General features: G+C 60.1%; 19 protein-coding genes. 12 read left to right on the top strand and 7 right to left on the bottom strand.

Features of this window, described 5'->3' with window-relative positions; translation table 11 throughout:
• Positions 1-88 precede the first annotated feature (88 nt).
• On the top strand, positions 89-352 hold the full coding sequence (locus tag LOY43_RS15955; protein ID WP_099756466.1) for a hypothetical protein: 264 nt from the start codon (positions 89-91) through the stop codon (positions 350-352).
• A gap of 383 nt (positions 353-735) precedes the next feature.
• Here LOY43_RS15955 and LOY43_RS15950 read toward each other — a convergent pair whose 3' ends face one another.
• The gene (locus tag LOY43_RS15950; protein ID WP_095047850.1) at positions 736-1,257 is read right to left on the bottom strand and encodes a DUF4142 domain-containing protein; all 522 of its coding nucleotides are present in this window, start codon (positions 1,255-1,257) and stop codon (positions 736-738) included.
• 30 nt (positions 1,258-1,287) lie between these two features.
• Complete coding sequence (locus LOY43_RS15945; protein ID WP_258708350.1) at positions 1,288-1,464, bottom strand: hypothetical protein; 177 nt, start codon at positions 1,462-1,464, stop codon at positions 1,288-1,290.
• On the opposite strand from LOY43_RS15945, the gene LOY43_RS15940 reads away from it, so the two are divergent.
• Together LOY43_RS15940 and LOY43_RS15935 are read left to right on the top strand one after the other, a co-directional pair.
• The gene (locus LOY43_RS15940) at positions 1,463-1,705 is read left to right on the top strand and encodes a YdcH family protein (protein WP_095047849.1); all 243 of its coding nucleotides are present in this window, start codon (positions 1,463-1,465) and stop codon (positions 1,703-1,705) included. The two genes, LOY43_RS15945 and LOY43_RS15940, sit on opposite strands and share 2 nt — an antisense overlap.
• A gap of 107 nt (positions 1,706-1,812) precedes the next feature.
• On the top strand, positions 1,813-1,977 hold the full coding sequence (locus LOY43_RS15935; protein ID WP_007912545.1) for a hypothetical protein: 165 nt from the start codon (positions 1,813-1,815) through the stop codon (positions 1,975-1,977).
• Between the two features lie 161 nt (positions 1,978-2,138).
• Here LOY43_RS15935 and LOY43_RS15930 read toward each other — a convergent pair whose 3' ends face one another.
• From LOY43_RS15930 to LOY43_RS15915, 4 genes are all read right to left on the bottom strand, one after another.
• Positions 2,139-3,215, bottom strand: coding sequence for an SMP-30/gluconolactonase/LRE family protein (locus LOY43_RS15930; RefSeq protein WP_095047848.1), 1,077 nt, complete (start codon positions 3,213-3,215; stop codon positions 2,139-2,141).
• Positions 3,212-4,357, bottom strand: a complete 1,146-nt coding sequence (locus LOY43_RS15925; protein ID WP_095047847.1) for an SRPBCC family protein — start codon at positions 4,355-4,357, stop codon at positions 3,212-3,214. Before LOY43_RS15925 ends, LOY43_RS15930 begins: the two co-directional genes overlap by 4 nt.
• A gap of 110 nt (positions 4,358-4,467) precedes the next feature.
• Positions 4,468-5,331: a LysR family transcriptional regulator gene (locus LOY43_RS15920; protein WP_007912548.1), complete on the bottom strand. Its 864-nt coding sequence runs from the start codon at positions 5,329-5,331 to the stop codon at positions 4,468-4,470.
• A 384-nt stretch (positions 5,332-5,715) separates the two neighbouring features.
• The gene (locus LOY43_RS15915; protein WP_258708349.1) at positions 5,716-7,434 is read right to left on the bottom strand and encodes a hydrogenase maturation protein; all 1,719 of its coding nucleotides are present in this window, start codon (positions 7,432-7,434) and stop codon (positions 5,716-5,718) included.
• A gap of 297 nt (positions 7,435-7,731) precedes the next feature.
• Here LOY43_RS15915 and LOY43_RS15910 point away from each other — a divergent pair, with 297 nt between their 5' ends.
• The 5 genes from LOY43_RS15910 to LOY43_RS15890 all read left to right on the top strand — a co-directional run bounded on the left by LOY43_RS15910 (position 7,732) and on the right by LOY43_RS15890 (position 13,431).
• Complete coding sequence (locus LOY43_RS15910) at positions 7,732-8,238, top strand: sigma-70 family RNA polymerase sigma factor (RefSeq protein WP_064120628.1); 507 nt, start codon at positions 7,732-7,734, stop codon at positions 8,236-8,238.
• Positions 8,235-9,182 (top strand): FecR domain-containing protein, encoded by a 948-nt coding sequence (locus LOY43_RS15905; protein WP_258708348.1) that lies wholly within the window; start codon positions 8,235-8,237, stop codon positions 9,180-9,182. Before LOY43_RS15910 ends, LOY43_RS15905 begins: the two co-directional genes overlap by 4 nt.
• Before the next feature lie 91 nt (positions 9,183-9,273).
• A complete protein-coding gene (locus LOY43_RS15900) occupies positions 9,274-12,183 on the top strand; it encodes a TonB-dependent receptor (protein ID WP_258708347.1) in 2,910 nt (969 codons plus the stop codon).
• A 271-nt stretch (positions 12,184-12,454) separates the two neighbouring features.
• Positions 12,455-12,931: an antitoxin Xre/MbcA/ParS toxin-binding domain-containing protein gene (locus LOY43_RS15895; protein ID WP_175555704.1), complete on the top strand. Its 477-nt coding sequence runs from the start codon at positions 12,455-12,457 to the stop codon at positions 12,929-12,931.
• Positions 12,928-13,431, top strand: coding sequence for an RES family NAD+ phosphorylase (locus tag LOY43_RS15890; protein ID WP_095047842.1), 504 nt, complete (start codon positions 12,928-12,930; stop codon positions 13,429-13,431). Before LOY43_RS15895 ends, LOY43_RS15890 begins: the two co-directional genes overlap by 4 nt.
• Before the next feature lie 28 nt (positions 13,432-13,459).
• Here LOY43_RS15890 and LOY43_RS15885 read toward each other — a convergent pair whose 3' ends face one another.
• Positions 13,460-14,665, bottom strand: a complete 1,206-nt coding sequence (locus LOY43_RS15885) for an ISL3 family transposase (protein ID WP_095125809.1) — start codon at positions 14,663-14,665, stop codon at positions 13,460-13,462.
• 201 nt (positions 14,666-14,866) lie between these two features.
• Here LOY43_RS15885 and LOY43_RS15880 point away from each other — a divergent pair, with 201 nt between their 5' ends.
• The 4 genes from LOY43_RS15880 (at position 14,867) to LOY43_RS15865 (ending at position 21,750) form a co-directional block, all read left to right on the top strand.
• Entirely contained in the window at positions 14,867-17,521 is a 2,655-nt protein-coding gene (locus tag LOY43_RS15880; protein ID WP_095047841.1) for a TonB-dependent receptor, read from the top strand.
• 314 nt (positions 17,522-17,835) lie between these two features.
• Entirely contained in the window at positions 17,836-19,677 is a 1,842-nt protein-coding gene (locus LOY43_RS15875; protein WP_099756459.1) for an extracellular solute-binding protein, read from the top strand.
• On the top strand, positions 19,664-20,728 hold the full coding sequence (locus LOY43_RS15870; RefSeq protein ID WP_258708346.1) for a microcin C ABC transporter permease YejB: 1,065 nt from the start codon (positions 19,664-19,666) through the stop codon (positions 20,726-20,728). The genes LOY43_RS15875 and LOY43_RS15870 overlap by 14 nt, the downstream gene beginning before the upstream one ends.
• The gene (locus LOY43_RS15865) at positions 20,728-21,750 is read left to right on the top strand and encodes an ABC transporter permease (protein WP_095047838.1); all 1,023 of its coding nucleotides are present in this window, start codon (positions 20,728-20,730) and stop codon (positions 21,748-21,750) included. The genes LOY43_RS15870 and LOY43_RS15865 overlap by 1 nt, the downstream gene beginning before the upstream one ends.
• The last annotated feature ends 1 nt before the right edge of the window (position 21,751 follow it).

Below are 21,751 nucleotides of genomic sequence, written 5' to 3'. Positions count from 1 at the left end.
GAAGTTTTGAACGTTGGCGCGGGTCAGGCTTCGAATCTTTAACACCCGGCGGATGTGTGTCGGGGGTGTTTTGACCAACGAGGTGGCCATGAACGAGCAAACGAAGCAGAGTCAATCTGGCGAACCGATTAACCGCAATGATCCAGCGATTGACCCGCAGGTGCCGGGGCAACCGTCGCCGACACAGCAGCAGGGCGAGGATGGTCAGGCGCAGAGCGCAGACCCGGCAGTGGATCAGAAGAACAAGCACACGGACAACGACAACGAGTTCAGCCCGGGTTTCAAACCGCAGCCGGATCGGGCGAAGCCGGGGGAGGAGACGGATGCTGATATTGATACGGATGGCGGTTGATGTTCGGTGGATATGACAAGGCCGCATCTTAGGATGCGGCCTTTTTTTCGCTTGGATGTGGTGGTGTTGCTGACATCGATCCCCCTCACCCCAGCCCTCTCCCCCAGGGGGAGAGGGGGAAGGGAGCCGATCTCGGTGCCTTTCAAAAGCCAGGTTCAACTCTAGATTTCAGATCGGTGTGACTCGAACATTCAACACGATCGGCTCCGTCTCGCTCTCCGGAAAGGCGAGGGGAAAGGGAGCCGATCGGGGGCAGTTCAAAATCGGAGTTGCACTCCAGTACCTGAGTTCGAAGCCGAAGTTTCAGGTCGGCGTAACTCGAACATTCACCTCGGCCGGCTCCCTCTCCCTCCGGGAGAGGGCTGGGGTGAGGGTAAAGCTTTTTACTTGCTCGGATGCTTGGCCTGCAATTCTTTGGCGGCGGCGAGGTGTTTCTCCAGCGCCGGCAACATTTTCTGCGCAAACGCCTTCAGTTCCGTCGCACCTTTGACCTTGTCATCGGTCACGGTATTGGCTTGTTTCTTGAACAGCTCGATGGTCTCTTCGTGCGCCTTCACCTGATTGTTGGCGTACGCCGCGTCGAAAGACTCATCACGCACTTCGAGGATTTTTTCCTTGGCCTGTTTGACCAATGTCGTGGTGTCCGGGACTTCGATGTCGTTAGCTTTGGCAATGGTCGCCAGCTCATCGTTGGCCTTGCCATGGTCGGTGATCATCATATTGGCGAAGGCCTTGATGTCAGCCGATTGGCTTTTTTCCAGGGCGAGGCGGCTGGTTTCGATTTCGGCAATACCACCGGCAGCGGCGTTATCGACGAAGTCATTGTCAGTCGCAGCGAAAGCGCTGCCCATGCCGCTGCTCAACGCGACAGCCAGGACCAGATGACGCAGGTTGAATCCGTCCATTGGTGTATCTCCACGCAGTTTTTGTTGGTGTTAACCAATGGAGGGAGCACGGCGAGCAAAGGTTTGATCGCATTTGCGACAGGGCGACGAACGGGCACCGCTGGTCTGACAGGTGGTCGACAGAACCGTGCAACCGAGGCCATTCTGATAACTGGCCAGCGCAATCGGTCGCGTTGGCCAGCCGATCAACTGACGGAGGTGTTCCATGCCGGTTCCCCATGACCTGTTTCAGGACTTGAGTTACACGAAGGAAGAGATCCAGCAAAAACGCACCCAGGATCCACGATTGGATTCACTGATCAACAAGTATTCCCAAGCCGACGCCGATGTGGTCAAAGCCGAAACGGCCACCTCAGATGCTCCCACCGACGACGCATTGAAAAAGCTCAAAGAGAGGCGCCTGAAGGTCAAAGACGAAATCGTCAGCCATTTGCAGGCGCCGTCCTGATTCGCCATTGATCCGCCGACCTGCGGTTGCGGATTGACGGGAACGACTGCCACGACCGGCACCTCGAATGTACAGAGTCTTCCATCCGACTCATTGCGAGGTGCCTTATGAACGATCCCAAATTCCCCAGTGAAGAGCAGGGCGCATTCGACCCGGTTCCCACGCATCCCGAACCGAACAGCCCGGCACATACCACGGCCAATCCCGAAGAGCCGGATGAGGATCTGCCCGAAGACGAAGATCCGGACAAGTTCGACAAGTCCAGCAACTGACAGACCGCCTTCGTCGGAACGCCGCCCGGAGCAGGCTCGCTCCCACAGTGGATTGTGTTGAGCCCAAATGCTGTGGTCAGCAAATAACCCTGTGGGAGCGAGCCTGCTCCGGGCGGCGTTCCGACGAAGGCGTCAGCGCAATCACCACAAAGTTGCCAGATTCACTTCAGGGCCACATCCAACGGCATCCGCGCCATATGCGTCGCCTTCAACGAGCCAAAATATAACCACGGCCCATACTCACGCACCGTGGTAATCGGCGAGTAATTGCCACTGCTGGCATCCTGCAAATTGGCAATCACCTTGCCCTCCAGATCCAGCCCCAGGACAAACCCGCGCTTCTCCACCGGCTTAGGCAAAACCGCCAACGCCCGCACGATCATCTTGCGCACGAGCGGATGCCCGGCGGTATCGTCGAGCAGAGCATTGCGCGGCGCATACAACGCCACCCAGAACCGATTACTGCCATTGAACGCCAGGTTGTCCGGCAGCCCCGGCAAGTTATCGATAAACAGGTCGTGAGTGCCGGCTTTCGGCCCGGTCAGCCAATAGCGGCTGATGCGATAGGCGCCGGTTTCGTTGACCAGCACATAGGCGTCATCCGGGCCGAGGGTCACGCCGTTGGCGAACTCCAGCTTGTCTAGCAGGACACTGGTTTTGCCGCTCTGGAAGTCATAGCGCAGCAGGCGTCCATCGCCGCCGTGCTCGATGATTGCTTCGCCGTCATGGCCGTAGCCCCAGCGGCTGGAGGCATCGCTGAAATAGGCGTAGTGCCCGGACTTGTCGATGGCGACGTCATCGGTGAACCCGAACGCCAGACCATTGGCCGCCGTGGTCAAAGGCACCAACTGACCCTGCGCATCAAGAGACAGCAAACCCTTGACCGCGTCGGCAATCACCAGCATGCCGTTCGGATGCCGGGCCAGGCCCAGCGGGCGGCCACCGGTGTCGGCGAGTACTTTGCGTTGCTGGCCGTCGAGGCTGGTGCGGATCAGTCGGCCGTCGTGCAGCCCGGTGATCAGGAAGTCACTTTCCAGCAGCAATGCTTCCGGCCCTTCGATGTCGCTCGGCCCGACCTGCGCTGCGCCTTTGAGTTTCTGGTTCTCGGCGTAGAGACCTTCTGTCAGCGATGGCGCTGGCGGCGGCGTCCAGGCCACGGGTTCGACCTTGGTGGGCATCAACAATAAAAAGCCGATGACGATGAGGACCAGCAACAACAGCAGATGTCTCAGCTTCACGCGCTGGCCCTCGCCGAGGCCAGGTAGCGGGCGGCCATGTCGCGCAGCGCCAGCATCGATGCGGCGGATTCGCGCTCGATGCGCCGTTTGAGCAGCAAGCGATTGGCGATGCGCATGCCCAGTCCGTCGAAGCGATAATCCAGCGTGCGCACAAAACGCGTGCCGCTGCCCTCGGGGCTGCATTCATAGGTCAGCAGCAGCGACAAACCATGATCGCCCTGCGCCCGCGCGCACCAGCGCCGGCCGGGCAGGTATTCGGTGACTTCCCAGCGCAAATGGCCCGCGCGCCCGCCGGCATGAATGTCCTCTTCGAAGCGCGCGCCGGCATGCAACGGGCCTTGCGCACCGTCGATTTTCAGCGACGAGGGGTGCCACTCCGGCCAGCGACTGACACTGGCGGCATAGGCCAGCACGGCGATGGGTTCACCAGCGATATCGATCGGGTGTTGCAGGTGGGTCATGGGCATTTTCGAATCGCTCAAAGGGGTGATTTCCGGCTCCCGGTAAAGGGTGCCGAACAGGTAGTCCATCAACGGCAAAACGATGTTGAAATTGCGCTCCTGCATGCGCTCGCGGCGGTGATGCAGCTCGTGCAAGTGGCGCATCTGGCGGATCCACGGCAGGCGGGTCAGCGGGTTGTGTGGCGGCAGGTGTTCGCAGGCGTGGAATATCTCGTAAGTCAGATAACCGAGGACCATGCAGCCGCCAAACAACCCGGCCACGTTGGCGTTTACCTGTGCGATCAGCCACCACAACGGCAGGGTGATCAGCAGTGTGTGCAGCACGATCAGCCACGCGGGGAACAGAATCACTCGCCAGTCGCGGGCGCTGTCGTAGGTCATGTGGCCGGGGGTGAAGAAACTGTGATGATCGCCGGCATGCCGGGCGTAGAACATTTTCGCGAAGGTCTTTTTGTGGTGGCCGAGATGACGATGGACCATGTACACGGCGAAATTGAAAAACAGCAGGGTTAACGGCACCGTCAGCCATTCCAGCAGGCTGACCTGCTGCACGCTGCTCCAGAAACCACCAACGGCCAACACACCGAACAGCAGCACGAAGGCGCCGTGCAGCCACGGGTTGTACAGCGGATGAATGGCCGCACGATAGCGGCTGCGAAATGCCTCGGTGGTCTGCCTCACTGCATCACCTGCGGGATTGTTGTTGTACCCGGCAGATTAGCCGATCCGGCCGTATGTGCAGGCCGGACCTCAATGGCACATGCGCCATGATCGGCTGTGAAGCCGCCGCTTCAGCTCAGCGGGTTCCAGCGTTGCGACCAGTCATCATCGGTGCGGATCACTTCGCGCAGCAGATGGAAGGCTTGCTGCAGCGTCGCCGAATCGCGATCACGTGAGTAGACGAGGTAAGTCGGATAGCCGAACTCCGGGGCTTTGGTCACCGCTTCCAGGGCGCCGCTTTCCAGATAGGTGCGGACCACGCGGGTGCGGAAGTAGCCGCTGCCGCCATGTTCGAGAATGTATTGCAGGGCCAACGGGCCGAGGTTGAAACTCAGCGCCGCTTTGGCTTTTTCCGGCAGGGCGGCGTCATGCTGGCGGCGGAAGTCCGGGCCCCAATCGATGTAGACGTAGGGATCGGGACGATCGGGGGCGCGCACCAGAATCAGTTTTTCTTCCAGCACTTGCTCGACCTGCAAACCCGGCCAGTATTCCGGCTGATAGACCAGCGCGGCGTCGAGCACACCGAGTTCGAGCTGGCGCAGCAGGTTTTCGCCGTCGCGAATTTCCATGCGCAGGGCATGCCCGGGAATCTTCTCGCGCAGTTCCGCCGCCCAACTGAGCATCAATGGGTTGCACAGGCTGACTTCGCCGCCGATGTGCAGCACGTTGTGATAGCCCTCGGGCAGCGGCAGGTCGCGGCGCGCCGCTTCCCAGGTCTGCACCAGTTGATTGGCGTAGACCACAAAGGCCTCGCCATTGGGCGTCAGTTTCGCCCCGGCGCGGTTGCGCACGAACAGCGTGCTGCCCAGCTGGCTTTCGAGTTTTTGCACCCGGGCGGTGATCGCCGTTTGCGTGACGAACAGCTTCTGCGCCGCCGCGGCGAGGCTGCCGTGACGGACGATTTCCAGAAAGGTGCGAGCGAGATCGATGTCCATGGGCGGGCCGGTGTTTGAGGTGACGGGCATTGTAAAGGCAAAAGCCCCTCATCGGATCGCCGCCCGCCTAACCCTCTCCCGGAGGGAGAGGGGACTGACCGAGGTGTCTTGCGTCATGCATCGACCTGAAAGATCGAGGCGATTATGGATTCAGAGCAAGACCCTCAGGTCGGTGAAGATCGCCAATATCCCCGGCTCGGTTCCCTCTCCCTTGGGAGAGGGGACTGACCGAGGTGTCTGGTGTCATATATCGACCTGAAAGATCGCGTCGATTATGGATTCAGTAGAGATCGTTCATGTCGGCGAACCTCTACAGCATCCCCCAATCAGTTCCCTCTCCCTTGGGAGAGGGCTAGGGTGAGGGGAAAGCAGTCACCGCCAAAATCAACTGGCCAACTCGGTCAACCGCACCCGCGCCCAATCTTCAATCAACCGCGCCGGCGTGCCACACACCTTGCGTTTGAAGACAAAATTTCGGCACTTCTCGGCAAACTGATTACGGTTGTACAGCATGTCTTCCTGCATCTCCTGCAACTCGGTTTCACGGCACTGCTGGATCAACACCTGATCAACCCGCACCTTGCGCTCGCGTACCGCCGCGTAAGTCGGATCGCTCACCACGCTGTTGGCCCGTTGCAGCAACCACAGGGCAAACTCGTCCGGGCAGCGCGGGCCGATTTCCTGAACCATGCCCAGTTGCCACGCCTGCACCGCGCTTACCGGCAGGCAAGCCTGGGTCAATTGCTCGGCCATTGCCGGGCCGACGGCGCGGGGCAGGCTGTAGGTCCAGTATTCGGAGCCGTACAAGCCCATGCTCTTGTAATGCGGATTGAGCACGACATCGGCGCGGGCAAAGACGATGTCGGCCGCCAGTGCGAGCATCACGCCACCGGCGCCGGCGTTGCCAGTAACGCCACTGACCACCAGTTGCCGGGCCGTCAGCAGTTCTGCGCAGACATCGTCGATTGCCTGAATATTCGCCCAGGCTTCGGCGCCAGGATCCTGCGCGGCCTGAATCACGTTCAAATGCACGCCGTTGGAAAAACTGCCGCGCCCACCCTTGATCAACAACACCTGGGTATCACGGGATTTGGCCCAGCGCAGCGCGGCGACCATGCGCTGGCACTGCTCGGTACTCATGGCGCCGTTGTAGAACTCGAAGGTCAGCTCACCGACGATGCCGGATTCCCGGTAGCGGATCGGTTGATAGGCTTCGTTACTGAACGGCTGCGTGGCGATCGACCAGTCCAGCACAGGCACCTCGGCCAGTTGCCCGGCCAGCACGTGCCGCGCCGGTTGCTTGAAGGTCTCCTCGCCAGGTTGCGGTTTGCGCCGTAGCGCGCCGATCCACAGGCTTTGATCACCGGCGGCGACCAGCACCGCATCGTCATGCACCGCGAGAATCTCGCCGGGCACGCCGCTGCGCGAATCCAGGTGCGCGTCGTAGACGTAATACTGACCGCCAGCGAGGCTCGCCAACACGCCGGGCTGGCCGTCGGCAGCATCGATGCAGCGTTTGATGAAGCGTGCGCAATCGTGCCAGCTGAAGCTGCGGTCGACCTGCTTCATGTTCGGCTGCAAGCGTCCGCGTACTTTCGTATCGGCATAGTCGAGGACAACCGGTTCAAACCCTTCGATGAATTTCTCCACCACTTCGCGAATACAACGAATCGCCGCATCACTGACCTGGCCGTTGTACAGCTCGGATTTGCGCAGGCCCGCCGGCAGGTTGAATTCGCAGGTGGCCCACACCGGGCCGGCGTCCATTTCTTCGACCGCTTGTAGCGCAGTGACGCCCCAGTTCGGCAGCTCGTTGGTAATCGCCCAGTCGAGGGCACTGGCGCCTCGATCGCCGACGATACCCGGATGGATGATCACCACCGGCCGTTCGGTGTTGCTCCACAGCGCCTGCGGCACGCGGTCCTTGAGGAACGGGCAGATCACCAGATCCGCGCCGCTGTGTTCGATCTGTTCGCACACGGCCTGTTCATCGGTAAACAGCACGACGCTGGGCGAGTGCCCGGCCTCGCGCAGTTCCAGCCAGGCGCGTTGGGTCAGGCCGTTGAAGGCCGACGACAGCAGAATGATGTTGAGTGGTCGCATGCTTGCTCTTCCTTGAGTGGATTCGGCCGTGGGCTCTCGCTGAGCCGTCCCTGGCCTTCGATTGAGCCGCGAGATTAATCAGTGACCACCCACGCGCCAGTGATCGAGGTCAACGTTCTGTCAGCCAATGTTTCTGCGGCGACCAAGCGCCTTATGCTCAATGGTTTGCTTGTGCTGATTTTTTATTACTTCAAATGTCTTCGAGGCTATTGCACAGTCGCGCCTGATCAGAGCCGGACGATCCCGGCAGAACGATGGTTTTTCGCAGCGGGTGGGACCCGTTTCAGGGAGCAAGGCATGGGTGGGCACAACCCGCATTACCAGATCATCGGGCAGATGTTCCAAAAGGACTATCGCTGGCTGTGCGCTGCCGTTGGCCGCACGCTCGGTTGTCCGCACAGTGCGCAAGACATTGCATCGGAAACCTTTCTGCGGGTGTTGGCGCTGCCGGATCCCACAGCCATTCGCGAGCCACGCGCGCTATTGACCACCATCGCCCGGCGGCTGGTTTACGAAGGCTGGCGGCGCCAGGACCTTGAGCGCGCCTATCTGGAAAGCCTGGCGCTGGCGCCCGAGCCGGTGCACCCGTCTCCGGAAGAACGGGCGCTGGTGATCGAAGCGCTGCTGGCGGTCGATCGCTTGCTCAATGGGCTGTCAGCCAAAGCCAAAGCGGCGTTTCTCTACCATCAACTCGACGGCTTGACCTACAGCGAGATCGGCGAGCGCCTCGGGGTGTCCACCAGTCGCGTGCAGCAATACATGGTCGAAGCATTCAAGCGCTGCTATCAGGCGATGCAGGCATGAGGCCCGACGAGGCGGTGATCGACGAAGCGGCGCAATGGCTGGCGTTGTTGCAATCGGGCGAGGCGGGCATGGCTGAGCGTGCAGCGTTTGAGGCCTGGCGGGTTGCCGATCCCCGGCATCAGCAGGTCATCGAGCAGATGGGCGGTGGCCTGAATTTGCTGCGCAACCCGAGCCTGCGCAGCGTGCCGCGCGGCAGTTTGTTGCACAGCCTCAATGCACCGTCGAGTCGTCGACGCTTTATCAGCGGCAGTTTGAGTGTGCTGGGTATTGCGCTGTTGGCCGGGTTGCTAGGGCGGCGTTACGGCTGGCTGCCGGAGGCGGGGGAGTTGTCGACCGGGACCGGCGAGCGACGTGACTTCACCCTCGCGGACGGCAGTGCGCTGACGCTCAATGCGCGCAGTCGTGTGGTGCCTTTGTTTGACAGTCAACAACGGTTGCTCGCATTGCGCAGCGGTGAGTTGCTGGTCGATGTAGCGAAAGAGCCGACGCGACCCTTTGTGGTCGAGACCGAGCACGGTCGCATGCGGGCGCTGGGGACGAAGTTTCTCGTTCAGTACAGCGAGGAGGCGACGCGATTGGTGATGCTTCATTCACAGGTCGAGGTGGTCACTACCGGTGGCGCGCGGCAAGTGGTGCAGGCAGGCGAAAGTCTGTTGTTCAACGGCGCCGGACTGTTGTCGCTGGAACGCAGCAACGGTCAGGAAAGTGCCTGGGTGCAGGGTCGCCTGGAAGTTCGCGACCGGCCATTGCACGAGGTTATCGACAGCCTGCGTCGCTACCGTCGCGGCATTTTGCACCTTAGCCCTGAAGTCGCCGATCTGCGCCTTAGCGGTCTCTATCCGCTCGACGACAGTGACCGCACCCTGCAACTGCTGGAACGCTCGCTGCCGATCCGCGTGACCTGGCACAACCCGTACTGGGTCAGCATTGACGCGCGGTTATAAACCCATAACTTCTTGGCCTAATCGCCGCCCTATAAAAAGCGCTGGCCCGCTGCTCATTCCCTGCAGATGCCTTCAACAGGGAAACCCTTCGATGTTCTCAATCAAACAACAATTACCTCGATTGACCCTCGCCGCTGCCTTGGCGATGGGCATCAGTCCATGGGCGGCGGTTGCTCAGGAACCTGCCGCAGCGGTGTTTACTTTCGACATCGCCACTGGGCCACTGGACGAAGTGCTGCTGGACATCTCGCGGCAGAGCGGCGTACCGATTTCCTTCAGTCAGCAACTGGTGCAAGGCAAACGCAGTGCGGCGGTGCGCGGGGCTTTGGGCGGTCGTCAGGCAGTGGAAAAGGCCTTGCTCGGCAGCGGTCTGCAAGTCGAACAAAGCGCCCAGGGTTTAACGGTTCGCGCGGCCGATGTGCCGGCGAAAGTCACTGCCGTGGCGCCGGTCACCAGCGCCGATTACCGCATGGAAAAAGTCACCGTCACTGGCTCACGCATCGCCCGAGCGCAGAGCGATGGCGCCACACCGGTCAACGTCATCACCCACGAAGAAATGGAAGCGCGCGGCTACAAAAACGTCTACGACGCCTTGGCGACACAAACGCAAAACACCGGCATGACCCAAGGCGAAGATTACGGCAACACCTGGCAACCGGCGGCCAGCGCACTCAACCTGCGCGGCCTCGGCCCGAACCATACGCTGGTGCTGATCAACGGCCGCCGGGTCGCCGACTACCCGACGCCGTACGACGGCAAGGTCAACTTCACCAACCTGGCGAATATTCCGTCGGCAGTCATCGAACGTATCGAAATTCTCAGCAGCGGCGCCTCGGCGATTTACGGTTCGGACGCGATTGCCGGGGTGGTCAACATCATCCTCAAGGACAAGATCAACGGCGTCGACGTCAACCTCAAGGGCGGCACCAGTGAGCGCGGCGGCGGTGACAACCAGCGCTTGCAGATCAGCGGCGGCGGCAGTTGGGGGGATTTTGACGGCTTGTTCGGTCTGGAGCTGACTAACCGCGATCCGATCTGGGCCGATGACCGTGGCTTTATGCAAAACGGCCCGCTGGCGGACGTCGGTTACCGCCGCGACCTGAGCAACAGTCGTTATCTGGGACCGGGTTGCGGTGCTTATCAGGGCACCTTCGACAACAAACTGGTCAACAGCGGCGGGCGCTGCCGCACCGACCAGATGTACAACGATTACTGGACCGTGCAGACCCAGAAGGAAAACTACGACGGCTACACCCGTGGCACCTGGCATTTCAGCGACAGCGGCCAGGTCTTCGCCGACTTGATGTACGGCCTCGACCACATCCAGAACAACACGCGCGGGCCGACCTTCACCTCACCGGACTTCATCAACCAGAACAGCGGCAATCTGGAGCGCTGGTATCGCCGTTTCGGTGAGGAAGAAATTGGCGGGCGCACCAGCAACAACAGCAAGTGGCGCGATACCTCGTGGACCGGCACCCTCGGCGTCTCGGACAAGATCGCCGAAACCGGTTGGAGCTACGATCTGGCGGCCAATCGTTCGGAATATCGCAGCGTCAGGACCACGCGTTATACGCCACTGTCGTCGATTCAGAATTTCTACCTTGGCCCTCAACTCGGTGTCAGCGGCGGTTACCCGGTGTTTGCTCCGGATGCCTCGCGTCTCGACCGGCCGCTGACACCGCAGGAATGGCAACAGTTTCGCGGCAACCTGACCCAGAGCAGCAAATCGGTGTCGACCAGTTACAACGCCTCGGTCAACGGTGATCTGTTCGATCTGCCGGCCGGGCCCATGGGATTCGCCGGGGTGCTGGAGGCGGGCAAGCAGGAGTATCGCGTTGACCCGGACGATGGTCTTAACGACGGCACTTTTTACGGCGTGAGCCCACAGCAAAGTTCCGGCGGCTCGCGCAAACGCTATGCGGCGGGCGGCGAGTTCAGCATTCCGGTCACCGACACGATTCTGGCTACCGCCGCCGGGCGCTGGGACCAATACAAATTCAGCGGCCGCACCGAACAACAGAAGACCTACAACCTCGGGCTGGAATGGCGCCCGGTGACCAGCCTGTTGCTGCGCGGCAGTTATGGCACCAGTTTCCGTGCGCCGGACCTGAACTACATCTATCAATCCGACAGCAACGGCTACTATCCGGCGCAGATCGATTACTACGGTTGCAGCCAGGGCGTGGAGGGCGCGTGTGATCGTGGACGGGTCGATTACACCCAGAGCGGCACCGCTAATCTGGAGTCCGAACGTGGCAAATCGTGGACCTACGGGTTCGTCTGGTCACCGTCGCGCAATTTCGATTTCTCCACCGATTTCTGGCGCGTCGAGATCGATGATCTGCTGACCACCGTCGATGAAAACCGCTTGCTGCAACAAGAGAACGAATGCCGCAATGGCACGCAGGACATCAACTCGGCCAATTGCCAATCGACCCTGGCGCGCATCGATCGCAACGCTGGCAATGCCGCGGTCGATCCCAACCAGTTGCAGCGCGTTCGGGTCAATGCGATCAACGCCGCCAGCGAGCGGGTCAGTGGTCTGGACTTCAAGAGCAATATCCGCTGGGGTGCCGGGCAGTACGGCGCGTTCAGTTCGGCGCTGGGCTATACCCTGGTGCTGTCGCACTACTACAAGGAATCGGAAGAGGCGCCAACGCAAGACTGGCGCACTTCACGCACCAACTACGACTGGCGCAGCAAGGTCAACGCCAGCCTGACCTGGGATTACCAGAAAGCCACGGCGACACTGATGGGCATTCGTTACGGCTCGGTCACTAACGGCGCGGGTGACGGACGTCTGTCGCCGTGGACGGTGTTCAACGCCAGTGCGCGTTACAAACTCAATGACCGGGCGAGTGTCGGGCTGACCGTGAACAACGTGCTCAATCAGATCAAACACGATGACTCGGCGGGTTGGCCGTATTACCCGACCGGCAACTATGACCCGTACGGACGGCAGTGGTGGCTGGATGTGAGTTATCACTTCGGCGGATGATGGCAGGCATTTCGCGTTTTACGTCCTACGGAAAACGGCGGGTTTTGCGGCAAACAGGGGATATTTCCGACGACCTTTTCAGGTTGGTCGTCGGAAGCGCGATCTATAGCATCGGACCTGACATTGAAGTCGCTGAGCGGCTTGAACGCTCAGGCTCCCAGATCAAGGATCTATTATGCGTACCCCACACATCGAACATGAAACCCCTGTTTATTCCCTGCGCAACTTCTGGATCGACGATCGCGCCAGATGCCCCATGGAGGATGTCGCGATGCCCACATCAAAAGCACCCCGGCTGACGGTGCTGAAGAAGGCCGAGGGAAAACCTGTCGATTTGCTCGTGCACGGCCAGGACCTCGGTGATGATGCCATGCTGATTGTCCGCCTTACCGACGAGGGCTTTGAGCTGAGCGACGTCGTCAACATGCTTTCAACTTCCGAAATGTACCTGCGCGAAGACATGGTCAAACGCATCACCGGCAAATCTGTCAGAACCGTGCAGCGGCTGTTGAAGGAAGGCAAACCGGTACGGCTTGACTCGCAACAGAGTGTCGTCGCCTACCAATATGCGCTGGTGCTGGAGATGGCCACTCGGGCGTTCGGGGGGCTGCCACAGGCGGAAATATGGATGCAGAAGTCGACCCCTTACCTTAACGGCTACGTGCCGTTGGAATTGACCCGTCATCCACTGGGCTTCCAGATGGTCGAGCAATACTTGTGTCGGGTCCTGTACGGGGGTTACCCATGAATCCCTTGCCCTGGGAAGGACATTGGTATGGCTGGCGCCTGGATCAGGAGGCCTACGGAGACACGTGGGACAGCGGGATGGGTCCAAAACTGAAGGGCGGTCGATGGAATGCGCCTGGCCGGCGAGTCGTCTATGCATCTGTCGACCCGTCCTCGGCCATTCTGGAGGTGGCAGCCAATAACAGTTTTGATGCACTGGACAGAGAGCCTTATGTGCTGACGTGCTTTGAGGTCATCGGCGATGCACGGGTCAAAGTCGTTCAGCCCGAAGAGGTGCCGAATCCGTACTGGTTGAGTCCCGCGTGGCCGTCGCCCAATCAACAGCGGTTTGCCGACGCATTACTGGATGAACATCCGTTTGTCCTGATTCCCTCGGCTGCAACTCGCCACTCGTGGAATCTGCTGGTGAGCTGCGACCTCGCAGAGGGGCAGTTCAAAATGGTCTCTCAAGAACGTTTTGGTCTGGATACACGGTTGCTGAGGGACATGGCATCGGCTTGATATCGAGGCATGGCTTTTTTTTGGTTCTTCACGGATTACCGGGAAAGACGCTCTTGATCTTCATGAAAAAGAATTCGCTATCTCGGTAACCGTACGCCATCCGCTTGATGACCTTTATTCGATTGTTTATTCCTTCCAACTGACCGGTGTGCATCGGCCAGCGAACCCGGCTCACGATGCCCCGCCAGTAACCCTTTAGCCGTTTGGCGAACTGGATCAGAGCTGGTATTTCGCTTTCATGCGCATGGCGCAGCCATTGCTTCCAGGCCGATCGCCAACCCCAGGCAGTACTGGGGGTCCAGAGTGTTTTGAGTTCAGCCTTCATCAAGTAGACCGTCATCAACGCTTGGTTGGCCGCCAGCAGATCCTCCAGGCGGACCTGTTGTTCCGGCGTTTTCAAGTTCTGCGGATTGCGCAGCAACAGCCATCGCGCCTGCTTGATAACCTTGCGGGCAGGCTTGTCGTGACGCAACCGGTTAGCCTCGTCGACGCGGACCCGATCAATCACCTCTCGGCCATATTTGGCCACCACATGGAAGAGGTCGTAGACCACTCGCGCGTTGGGACAGTGCTGACGAACCTCCAGGTCAAAAGCGGTGTTCATGTCCATCGCCACCGCTTCGATTCGAGCACAACCCTCTGGCCCCAGTTCTTTGAAGAAAGGCCTGACCGCTGCTCGGCTGCGACCTTCACCGATCCACAGCACTCGCCGTGTATCCGCATCTAGGACAACGCTGGCGTAACGATGACCTTTGAACAGGGCGAACTCGTCCATCACCAGACGTCGCGGTTGCGCCTTTGGCAAAACGCTTAACGCCGCTTGCAAGGCTCGACGCTCCAGCAACCGAACGGTGTCCCAGTGCAGGCCAAACAGTTGAGCCACGTGCAGTGTGGGAAGGCGCTCGCAGGCTTGAATAACCGCCTCGGCCAGACGCCGCGTCATGCGGGCATAGCGGTCCAGCCAACTGACGGCCTCCATACGTTTACCGCAATCACGACAGCCAACACGCCTGAGCAACACGCTGAGGCGCACCGCACGGCCGAGAATCGGTAAATCGCGGACGGTTCGCTCGCAATACTCATGCGTGGTTGAACAGGTCTTTTGGCAGCCGCTACAGGAAGGGAATCGGGTGGCGTGGGGAATCAGGTCGATCTGAAGCGCGTCACCATCAGGCTTGATCGTGACGACAGAAAAGCCCTCCCAAAAAGGAAGGAAAGTATTAATATCGCGCATAAGAACGCCGGTTTGTTAGATGTGTTTGCTCGCACGAACATCATCAATCAAATCGGCGTTCTTGTTTCTGTGTTTCCCGGGATTCCGTGAAGAACCTTTTTTTTGCATAACCTCAGCACCCAACAGTCTAAATCGCCCTCTATAAATCCTTATTCGTCATCGCACATCCCTGCATAAACCAAAACGCAGGGATGGCTGTTCATGATTCAGTTTTCACCCGTCAAATCACCTTTGAGCCTGGCCTTGCTGCTGGCAATCAATACGCTGCCGGCCATCGCCGCCGATAGCACGGCAACCGAACCGACCACTCAACTGCAGCGTGTCGAAGTCACGGGTACGGCAATCCGCCGGGTCGATGCAGAAACGGCGGTGCCGGTGACCATCCTGCGCGTCGAAGAGCTGCGCGAGCAGGGCGTCACCACCACCGAGGAGCTGGTCAGTCGCATTTCTGCCAACCAGTCTTCGGTTGGCTCGGGGCGTTCGGTGGGGTCGAGCAGTGGCGGGGCGTCCTATGCCGATCTGCGTGGCATCGGCGCGAACAAGACCTTGGTGCTGCTCAACGGCCGGCGTCTGAGCAACAACGCCACCAATGCGATCAACGGCTCCGGTGTCGACCTCAACACCATTCCGTTCGCCGCCATTGACCGCGTGGAAGTGCTGCGTGATGGCGCCTCGGCGCTGTACGGCACCGATGCGATTGGCGGGGTGATCAACTTCATCACCAAGACCAGCCTGACCGAAGGGCAGATCAGCACCAACTACGACACGCCAACCCATTCGGGTGGCGGTGAAAGTCGTAACTTCAGCGGCAGTTGGGGCTTCGGTGATTTGCAGGATGATCGTTTCAACGTGTTCGGCGTGGTCAGTTATGACAAACAGCAACGCCTGGCCGCTGAAGACCGGGGTTACACCTACAACTATCAGCCGAACCGCGGACTCGATTACACCTCCGGCACCGCCTCGCCGGCCAACTGGAGTCAGGGCAGTAACGCTACCAATCCTTTGGCAGGCTCCGGCTGCAACGCACCGGGATTGCTGACGCGCAACGGCATCTGCCGGCAGAGCCTGTGGAATTACCTCGATCTGGTGCCGGAAACGGAGAAGACTTCGGCCTTCGCCAAAGCCACCGGCAAGCTGTCCGACGATCACAATGTCAGTCTCGAATACTTTTGGGCGCGTAACGAAAACCGCACGCAAATCGGCCCCGGCACGTTGATGGGCAATCAGGTCAACCCCGGCACGGCGTTCTATCCAGGTAACGGCATCACCCCCGGGCCGAACGGTTTCGCCCTCGATCCGACGCAACCGGTCGACGTGAACTGGCGCGAAACCGCCGTCGGCGCGCGTCAGCACGAAGACGACAACACCAGTCAGCGCTTGCTGCTGAATTTTGACGGCACGCTGGTCGGCTGGGATTACAACCTCGGCGCCTCATACAATCAGAACAAAGTGATCAACAGCATTCAGGACGGCTACGTCAATGACCGTGCCGTCAGCACCGGTATTGCCAATGGCGTAATCAACCCGTTCGGCCCGCAGACGGCTGCCGGTTCGGCGCTGTTGGCGGCCAACGCGGTGGACGGCGATTACGCCACGGCGGTAGGGCGGGTGAAGGCCATCGACGGGCGCATCAGTCGTGAAATCGGCGACTGGTTCGGTGCCGGCCCTTCGGCGTTGGCGCTGGGCGGCGAGTATCGCAAGGAAGACTTCCATCAGGATTTCGCAGCATTTGCCGGCGATGTGCAAAGCCTCGGCGTTGATCCGAATGGCAGCGTCGCCGGGGATCGCAGCGTCTCGGCCGAGTACGCCGAGGTCAACGTGCCGGTGCTCGACAGCCTCGAATTGTCTGCGGCCGTACGCCATGACAAGTACAGCGACTTCGGCAGCACCACCAACCCGAAATACTCGTTCCGCTTCCAGCCATTCAAGGAATTGGTAGTGCGCGGTGCCTACAGCGAAGGGTTCCGCGCACCGTCGTTGTATGAGTTGTACAACCCGACCTTTACCAGTTTTACCAACGCCAACTACAACGATCCGCGTTTGTGCGCGGGCGGTAATCCGAGCAATGGCGGCATTGCCAACCGCGACTGCGCACAGCAGTTCAATCGCACCAGCGGCGGCAATACCGACCTGAGCCCGGAAACCGCGCGCAACGTCACCCTTGGGTTTGTTTACCAGCCGTTCGAACGCCTGACTGCCGGGCTGGATTTCTGGTGGATCGACATCGCCAACCAGATTGCCGAGTTCCCGGAATCGGCGGTGTTCGAGAATCCTGAGCTGTACCCCGATCGCCTGGTGCGCAAGCCGGATGGCTCCATCGATCATATCGTCACCGGCCTGGCCAACCTCGGCAAGATCAAGACCAATGGCGTCGATGTCAGCTTCGACTATCGCTTGCCGAGCACGCCGTACGGTAATTTCGGCATTGGCCTGCAAGGCACTTACGTCACCCGCTATGACTACCAGCAACAACTCAAGGGCGATTACATCGACAAGCTGGGTGATTTCCGTGGCGGCGACTTTGCTTCGGCGGGCGCCGTGGCGCGCTGGCGGCACAGCCTCACCGGCAGCTGGAATTACGGCCCATTCGGCGCGGCCCTGACCAACCGCTACACCAGCGGTTACCACGACTCCGATCGCGACACTCACGATTACGTCGGCTCGTACAACGTCTGGGATCTGGCTGGCACCTACACCTGGCGCAAGACCTTAAGCGTGACCCTCGGCGCGAAAAACCTGTTTGACCGCGAACCACCGTTCAGCAATCAGACCTACACGTTCCAGAGCGGCTACGACCCCAAATATGGCGATCCGTTTGGGCGGACGCTGTACACGCGGGTCAGTTACAAGTTCTGAATCGAGCCCTGTAGGAGCTGCCGAAGGCTGCGATCTGATGATCTTCCAACGGCAAAAAATCGCAGCCTTCGGGAGCTCCTACAGACCAGGTTTTCGCAGTTGGTGCGGATTTTAGTCAGTTATTGATCTAAAGCCTGCTCTATAAAAATCGCCGGCCTGTTGCACATCACAGGTAGGCAGGATGTGTGTTGACTGTTCTGGTGCTATCGCGAGCAGGCTCACTCCTACATTGGATTTGTGTTCACCGCAGACCCTGTAGGAGTGAGCCTGCTCGCGAAGAGGCCAGTAGCAGCACCGTGTAAAAGGATCTGCCCATGTTCTCAAGGCTTATTTTGTTCAGCGCATGTGCGCTTTTAACGCCGTTCAGTTTGGCCGCCCCGCAAGTGGCGTTGACCGTCTACGGCGAAGCCGCCAAATACGCCCCCGACTTCCAGCACCTGGCCTACGCCAACCCCGACGCACCGAAGGGCGGCAGCCTGCGCCGGTCTTCCCTGGAAAGCGGCCCGTTCGATCACCTGATTCCTTACACCGACAAAGGCACTGGTGTGGCCGACATCGATGGCTGGCTCTACGCGCCACTGGCCTATCGCAGCAAGGACGAACCCTACAGCGTCTATGGTCTGGTGGCGCAGCAGATGGAGCTCGATCCGGATCGCCGCTGGCTGCGTTTTTACCTGAACCCAAAGGCACGTTTCGACGACGGTACACCGATCACCGCCGAAGACGTGCGCTACACCTTCAACCTGTTCATCACCCAGGGCAGCCTCAAATACCGCCAGCAGTTTCGCGATGTCGCCGAGGTCATCGTCGAGTCGCCGACGCAAGTGCGCTTCCTCTTCAAGAACAACGACAGCCGCACCTTGCCGCTGGACCTGGCGACACTGCCGGTGCTGCCCGAACATTGGTGGCGGACACGTGATTTCGCCGAGGGCGGCGGTTTCGAGATTCCGCCGGGCAGTGGCCCGTATCGCATCAGCGCGGTAGATGCCGGGCGCAGCGTGAAATTTCAACGGGTACAGGACTGGTGGGCCAAGGATCTGCCGATCACTCGCGGCCTCTACAACTTCGATCAACTGAGTGTGGAGTTCTTCGCCGACACCGACGTGTCACGGCAGGTGCTCAAGGCCGGCGGCTTCGATTACAACCGCGAGTTTTCCGCCACCAGTTTCACCATCGGCTACGCGGGCGCTGCACTCGAGCAAGGCAAATTGCTTCGTGAACACCTCGCACCCGGTGCTGCGCAAGGCGCGCAGGGCTTTGTGTTCAACCTGCAGAAACCGCCGTTTCAGGATCGTCGCGTGCGCCAGGCAATCGCCATGCTCTGGGATTTCGAATGGAGCAACCGGCAGATGATGCGCAGCATGTACCTGCGTCAGCGCAGCTACTTCTCCCACAGCGCGCTGGCGGCCACTGCATTGCCGGATGCCGAAGAGCTGAAGATTCTGGAACCGTTGCGCGGACAGATTCCCGATGAAGTGTTCACCACGGTGTTTGAAGTACCGAAAACCGACGGCAGCGGCAACGTCCGCAGCGAACAGTTGCAGGCACTGAAGCTACTCGAAGCCGCTGGCTGGAAACCTCAGGGCGATCAGTTGGTGAACGTCAATGGCGAACCTCTGCACTTTACCTTTCTCAATGGCCAGAAAGGTTTCGAACGGCTGTTATTGCCGTTCAAACGCAACCTGGCGCAGATCGGCATCGGCTTTGATATCCGCCAGGTCGACACCGCGCAATACACCAACCGCGTGCGCAATCGCGACTACGACATGATCGTCGCCGGTTACCCGGTGAGTCAGGCGCCAGGGCGCGAGATGTTCAATTACTTCGGCTCCGATGGCGCCGCTGACCCCGGCTCGAACAATTACATGGTGCTGTGCGATCCTGCAGTCGATGCACTGCTCGAAGGGCTGGTGCAGGCCGACAATCGCCAGAGTCTGCTGCGCCACGCTCATGCACTGGATCGGGTGTTGCAGTGGGGCTATTACTGGGTACCCAACTATTACCCGCCGGGAATTTCCACAGTGTGGTGGAACCGCTTCGGCCGACCGGCGATTGCCCCGCTCTACGACGCCGGTCTCGACACCTGGTGGGAAATCAGCCCGACTGCACTGACATCAGCGCAGATGCCCAAGGAGTACAGCCATGTGGGGCTATAGCCTGCGGCGTCTGCTGCTGATCGTGCCGACCTTGCTCGCGATCCTGTTGGTCAATTTCGTTATCGTGCAAGCCGCGCCCGGTGGCCCGGTCGAGCAGGCCATCGCGCGCTTGCAGGGCATTGGCGTCGGCGCGGCGGTGGGTTCCAGCCATGTCGAAACTGTTGGTGGCGAGTCTCGTGCCACCCGGGGGCTGGACCCGAAACTGGTGGCCGATATCGAGCGTCAGTACGGCTTCGACAAACCCGCCAGCGAGCGCTTGTGGCTGATGCTCAAAAGCTATGCGCGACTGGATTTCGGGCAGAGTTTCTTTCGCGGTGCCAGCGTCACGGAACTGATCTGGCAGAAGCTGCCGGTGACTTTGTCGCTGGGCCTGTGGGCGACGTTGATCACCTATCTGGTGTCAATTCCGCTGGGCATTCGCAAGGCTGTGCATAACGGCTCGGCGTTCGATGTCTGGAGCAGCGTGGCGATCATCATCGGCTATGCGTTGCCGGGATTCCTTTTCGCGCTGCTGCTGATCGTGGTGTTTGCCGGTGGCACGGCGCTGGACTGGTTTCCGGTGCGCGGGCTGGTCTCGGACAACTTCGCCGAGCTGTCGCCGTGGGCCAAAGTGGCCGACTATTTCTGGCATTTGGTGCTGCCGGTGATTGCCTTGGTCATTGGGGGGGTCGCCACGTTGACGATCCTGACCAAGAACAGCTTTCTCAACGAGATCTCGCGACTGTACGTGGTGACCGCGCGCGCCAAAGGGCTGAGCCAAAGGCAGGTGTTGTACGGCCATGTGTTTCGCAACGCGATGCTTCTGGTCGTCGCCGGTTTGCCGCAAGCGTTGGTGACGGTGTTCTTCGGCGGCTCGTTGCTGATCGAAGTGATCTTTTCCCTCGATGGTCTCGGCCGCCTCAGTTACGAAGCGGCAGTCGCGCGCGATTATCCGGTGGTGTTCGGCTCGCTGTTTATCTTCACCCTGTTTGGCCTGCTGATAAAACTGCTCGGCGACCTTTGCTACACGCTGGTCGACCCGCGCATCGACTTCACCGCGAGGGCTGCCTGATGCTGACATTATCTCCCATCGGCCAGCGCCGCTGGGCGCGCTTCAAGGCGCATCGCCGTGGTTGGTGGTCGTTGTGGCTGTTTCTCGCGCTGTTCGGCCTGAGCCTCGGCGGTGAGTTGGTGGCCAATGACAAACCGCTGCTGGTGACGTATCAGGGCGAATGGTATTTCCCGGCGTTCAAGCGTTACACCGAGCAGGATTTCGGCGGCGAGTTGCCGTTTCAACCGGACTATCGTAGCGCGCAGGTGCGGCAATTGATCGAGGGGCAGGGCGGGCGGTTGTGGTTTGCGCCGATCCCGTTCGCGTTCGACACGGTCAATTACGACCTCACGGAGCCGGCACCGAGTCCGCCCAGTGGCGACAACTGGCTGGGCACTGATGATCAGGCGCGCGACGTGCTGGCGCGGGTGATTTTCGGCACACGTGTATCGCTGCTGTTTGCCTTGGCGCTGACCGCGGCGAGTGCGCTGATCGGCATCGCCGCCGGGGCATTGCAGGGCTACTACGGTGGGTGGGTCGACCTGATCGGTCAGCGCTTGCTGGAGGTCTGGTCGGGGCTGCCGGTGTTGTACCTGCTGATCATTCTGTCCGGGTTCGTCGAGCCGAATTTCTGGTGGTTGCTGGGGATCATGGCGCTGTTTTCCTGGTTGAGCCTGGTCGATGTGGTGCGGGCCGAGTTTCTGCGCAGCCGTGGCCTGGAATATGTGAAAGCGGCACGCGCGCTGGGGGTGGGCGATGCGCAGGTGATCGTTCGGCACATCCTGCCCAATGCCATGAGCGCGACGCTGACCTACCTGCCGTTCATTCTTACCGGGGCGATCGCGACGTTATCGGCGTTGGATTTTCTCGGTTTCGGCATGCCGGCCGGCAGCGCTTCGCTGGGCGAGTTGATCGGTCAGGGCAAAAGCAATCTGCAAGCACCGTGGCTTGGCCTGACCGCGTTCTTTGCCTTGGCGCTGATCCTTTCACTGCTGGTATTCATCGGCGAAGCCTGCCGCGATGCGTTTGATCCGAGGACTTGAT

This window comes from Pseudomonas sp. B21-041 (assembly GCF_024748675.1).
GTDB lineage: Bacteria > Pseudomonadota > Gammaproteobacteria > Pseudomonadales > Pseudomonadaceae > Aquipseudomonas > Aquipseudomonas neuropathica.
Note: the sequence above shows the minus strand (reverse complement) of the source record. Positions and strands in the feature narration are given on the sequence as shown.

What these genes read in the sequence shown, in the direction of transcription:
- LOY43_RS15955 (WP_099756466.1), top strand. Translation starts at nt 89, where the DNA reads ATGAACGAGCAAACGAAGCAGAGTCAATCTGGCGAACCGATTAACCGC.
- LOY43_RS15950 (WP_095047850.1), bottom strand. Translation starts at nt 1,257, where the DNA reads ATGGACGGATTCAACCTGCGTCATCTGGTCCTGGCTGTCGCGTTGAGC.
- LOY43_RS15940 (WP_095047849.1), top strand. Translation starts at nt 1,463, where the DNA reads ATGCCGGTTCCCCATGACCTGTTTCAGGACTTGAGTTACACGAAGGAA.
- LOY43_RS15945 (WP_258708350.1), bottom strand. Translation starts at nt 1,464, where the DNA reads ATGGAACACCTCCGTCAGTTGATCGGCTGGCCAACGCGACCGATTGCG.
- LOY43_RS15935 (WP_007912545.1), top strand. Translation starts at nt 1,813, where the DNA reads ATGAACGATCCCAAATTCCCCAGTGAAGAGCAGGGCGCATTCGACCCG.
- LOY43_RS15920 (WP_007912548.1), bottom strand. Translation starts at nt 5,331, where the DNA reads ATGGACATCGATCTCGCTCGCACCTTTCTGGAAATCGTCCGTCACGGC.
- LOY43_RS15915 (WP_258708349.1), bottom strand. Translation starts at nt 7,434, where the DNA reads ATGCGACCACTCAACATCATTCTGCTGTCGTCGGCCTTCAACGGCCTG.
- LOY43_RS15910 (WP_064120628.1), top strand. Translation starts at nt 7,732, where the DNA reads ATGGGTGGGCACAACCCGCATTACCAGATCATCGGGCAGATGTTCCAA.
- LOY43_RS15905 (WP_258708348.1), top strand. Translation starts at nt 8,235, where the DNA reads ATGAGGCCCGACGAGGCGGTGATCGACGAAGCGGCGCAATGGCTGGCG.
- LOY43_RS15900 (WP_258708347.1), top strand. Translation starts at nt 9,274, where the DNA reads ATGTTCTCAATCAAACAACAATTACCTCGATTGACCCTCGCCGCTGCC.
- LOY43_RS15895 (WP_175555704.1), top strand. Translation starts at nt 12,455, where the DNA reads ATGCCCACATCAAAAGCACCCCGGCTGACGGTGCTGAAGAAGGCCGAG.
- LOY43_RS15890 (WP_095047842.1), top strand. Translation starts at nt 12,928, where the DNA reads ATGAATCCCTTGCCCTGGGAAGGACATTGGTATGGCTGGCGCCTGGAT.
- LOY43_RS15885 (WP_095125809.1), bottom strand. Translation starts at nt 14,665, where the DNA reads ATGCGCGATATTAATACTTTCCTTCCTTTTTGGGAGGGCTTTTCTGTC.
- LOY43_RS15880 (WP_095047841.1), top strand. Translation starts at nt 14,867, where the DNA reads ATGATTCAGTTTTCACCCGTCAAATCACCTTTGAGCCTGGCCTTGCTG.
- LOY43_RS15875 (WP_099756459.1), top strand. Translation starts at nt 17,836, where the DNA reads ATGTTCTCAAGGCTTATTTTGTTCAGCGCATGTGCGCTTTTAACGCCG.
- LOY43_RS15870 (WP_258708346.1), top strand. Translation starts at nt 19,664, where the DNA reads ATGTGGGGCTATAGCCTGCGGCGTCTGCTGCTGATCGTGCCGACCTTG.
- LOY43_RS15865 (WP_095047838.1), top strand. Translation starts at nt 20,728, where the DNA reads ATGCTGACATTATCTCCCATCGGCCAGCGCCGCTGGGCGCGCTTCAAG.